Here is a 2,453-nt window from a genome sequence, read left to right as displayed (position 1 = left end):
CTTGTGGATAGCCGGGCTATCCACTGCGCACCGCGCCTTGCACCCCATCCCGACGAGACCGCTGCGCGACCCCTGGGAGATCGTCAACACGTTCTCAGAGCGCAGGTGCAGCGCCGGCCTGGGCCATGCCCTGCAGCCAGCGCGCGAAGGTGGCCAGCACGGGCGGCTGCGCATGCGCGGGGCTGACCAGGTAGTAGGCGCGCTCGCCGCGCAGCGGGCGGCTGCAAGCCACCACCAGCTCGCCGCTGGCGAGTTCGGCCTCGATGAGCAGGGGCGGGATCAACGCCACGCCCATGCCATGCGTGGCGGCCACGGCCAGCATGGAGAACAGCTCGTAGCGCGGGCCGTCCAGCGCATGCGGTGCATCCACCCCCATCGCATCAAACCACTGCCGCCAGCCATAGGGGCGCGTGCTTTGCTGCAGCAGCGGCAGGTCGGCCAGCGCCTCGGCCGCCACGGGCTGGTGGGCGCGGCCCCGGCCCCGGGGTGCGGCGGATTCGAGCAGGCGCGGGCTGCACACGGGCACCACGTCTTCGTGCATCAGCAGCTGCGCCTGCACGCCGGGCCAGTTGCTCACCTGCTCGGGCGTGCCCGCATACAGCGCGGCATCAAACGTGGTGTCGGCAAACAAAAAAGGCCGGGTCTGCGTATCGATGTGCACCACGATGTCGGGGTGCGCCTGCGCCAGCAGCGGCAGGCGCGGGATGAGCCAGCGCGTGGCAAAGGTGGGCACGGCCGCCAGCGTGATCGTGCCGCCCTCGCCCTGGTGGGCCATCACGTCGAGCGTGTCGCGCTCCAACCCCTGCAGCCAGCGCGCCACCTGGCGGCCGTAGTGCGCGCCCGCAGGCGTCAGCACCACGCCGTGGCGCGTGCGGCGAAACAGCGCCACGCCCAAAAACTCTTCCAGCGCCTGGATCTGGCGCGACACCGCACTTTGCGTGAGCGACAGCTCCTGCGCGGCGCGGGTGTAGCTCTCGTGGCGGGCGGCGACTTCAAAGCAGGCCAGGGCCTGGGTGGAGGGGATGTTGCGGCGCATGATGAAGAGGAACTTGTAGTTAGCCTTCCCACCATGGATTGGTGGTCGGCAAGTATTCCATACATTCCATAAACGCATGTCTGGATGAAAAGAACTCGCTTGCGGGCCACCCCCCCAAGGCCTACGATGCGCCCCAGATTCGTTTTTTTCTTCCCCCCTCTTTCCGACCTGGAGACACACATGGCCCACGCCGCTTTTCAATGGGATGACCCCTTCCTTTTGAGCCAGCAACTGACCGACGACGAACGCGCCATCCGCGACGCGGCCGCCGCCTACTGCCAGGACAAGCTGGCCCCCCGCGTGCTGGACGCCTTCCGCCACGAAAAGATGGACGTGAGCATCTTCCGCGAGATGGGCGAAGTGGGCCTCCTGGGCCCCACCATCCCCGAGCAGTACGGCGGCCCCGGCCTGTCGTACGTGGCTTACGGCCTGATCGCCCGTGAGGTGGAGCGTGTGGACTCGGGCTACCGCTCGATGGCCAGCGTGCAGTCGTCGCTGGTGATGGTGCCCATTTATGAATTCGGCAGCGAAGCCCAACGCCAGAAGTACCTGCCCAAGCTGGCCAGCGGCGAGTGGATCGGCTGCTTCGGCCTGACCGAGCCCGACCACGGCTCCGACCCCGGCAGCATGGCCACGCGCGCACACAAGGTGGACGGCGGCTACAAGCTCAAGGGCAGCAAGATGTGGATCACCAACAGCCCCGTGGCCGATGTGTTCGTGGTCTGGGCCAAGGAAGTGTCCGAAGGCGGCGCCGTGGGCCCTATCCGCGGCTTCGTGCTGGAAAAAGGCATGAAGGGCCTCACCGCCCCCGCCATCCACGGCAAGGTGGGCCTGCGCGCCTCCATCACCGGCGAGATCGTGATGGACGACGTGTTCGTGCCCGAAGAGAACGCCTTCCCTGAAGTGCAAGGTTTGAAGGGCCCCTTCACCTGCCTGAACAGCGCACGCTACGGCATCGCCTGGGGCGCCCTGGGTGCGGCCGAATTCTGCTGGCACACCGCCCGCCAGTACACGCTGGACCGCAAGCAGTTTGGCCGCCCCCTGGCCGCCAACCAGCTCATCCAGAAGAAGCTGGCCGACATGCAGACCGAAATCGCCATTGGCCTGCAGGCCTGCCTGCAGTTTGGCCGCATGAAAGATGCAGGCACGGCCAGCGTGGAAGGCACGTCCATCATCAAGCGCAACAGCTGCGGCAAGGCGCTGGACATTGCCCGCCTGGCGCGCGACATGATGGGCGGCAACGGCATCAGCGATGAATTCGGCGTGGCACGCCACCTGGTGAACCTGGAAGTGGTGAACACGTATGAAGGCACGCACGATGTGCACGCGCTGATCCTGGGCCGGGCGCAAACGGGCATCGCCGCGTTTTCGAACTGACCCCTGCACCCACTCCCCTCTCCCCTCGCGGGAGAGGGGC

2 protein-coding genes are annotated in these 2,453 nt (G+C 67.1%); one reads left to right on the top strand and one right to left on the bottom strand.

What is annotated here, in order from left to right; all coding sequences use genetic code 11:
- Positions 1-94 precede the first annotated feature (94 nt).
- The gene (locus ACOQFS_RS08145; protein ID WP_421562396.1) at positions 95-1,036 is read right to left on the bottom strand and encodes a LysR family transcriptional regulator; all 942 of its coding nucleotides are present in this window, start codon (positions 1,034-1,036) and stop codon (positions 95-97) included.
- Positions 1,037-1,216: 180 nt separating this feature from the next.
- Here ACOQFS_RS08145 and ACOQFS_RS08140 point away from each other — a divergent pair, with 180 nt between their 5' ends.
- Positions 1,217-2,413, top strand: coding sequence for an acyl-CoA dehydrogenase (locus ACOQFS_RS08140; RefSeq protein WP_421562395.1), 1,197 nt, complete (start codon positions 1,217-1,219; stop codon positions 2,411-2,413).
- Positions 2,414-2,453: the final 40 nt, after the last annotated feature.

Origin of the sequence: Paracidovorax sp. MALMAid1276 (assembly GCF_049198005.1) — a bacterium.
Taxonomy (GTDB): Bacteria; Pseudomonadota; Gammaproteobacteria; order Burkholderiales; family Burkholderiaceae_C; genus Acidovorax.
Note: the sequence above shows the minus strand (reverse complement) of the source record. Positions and strands in the feature narration are given on the sequence as shown.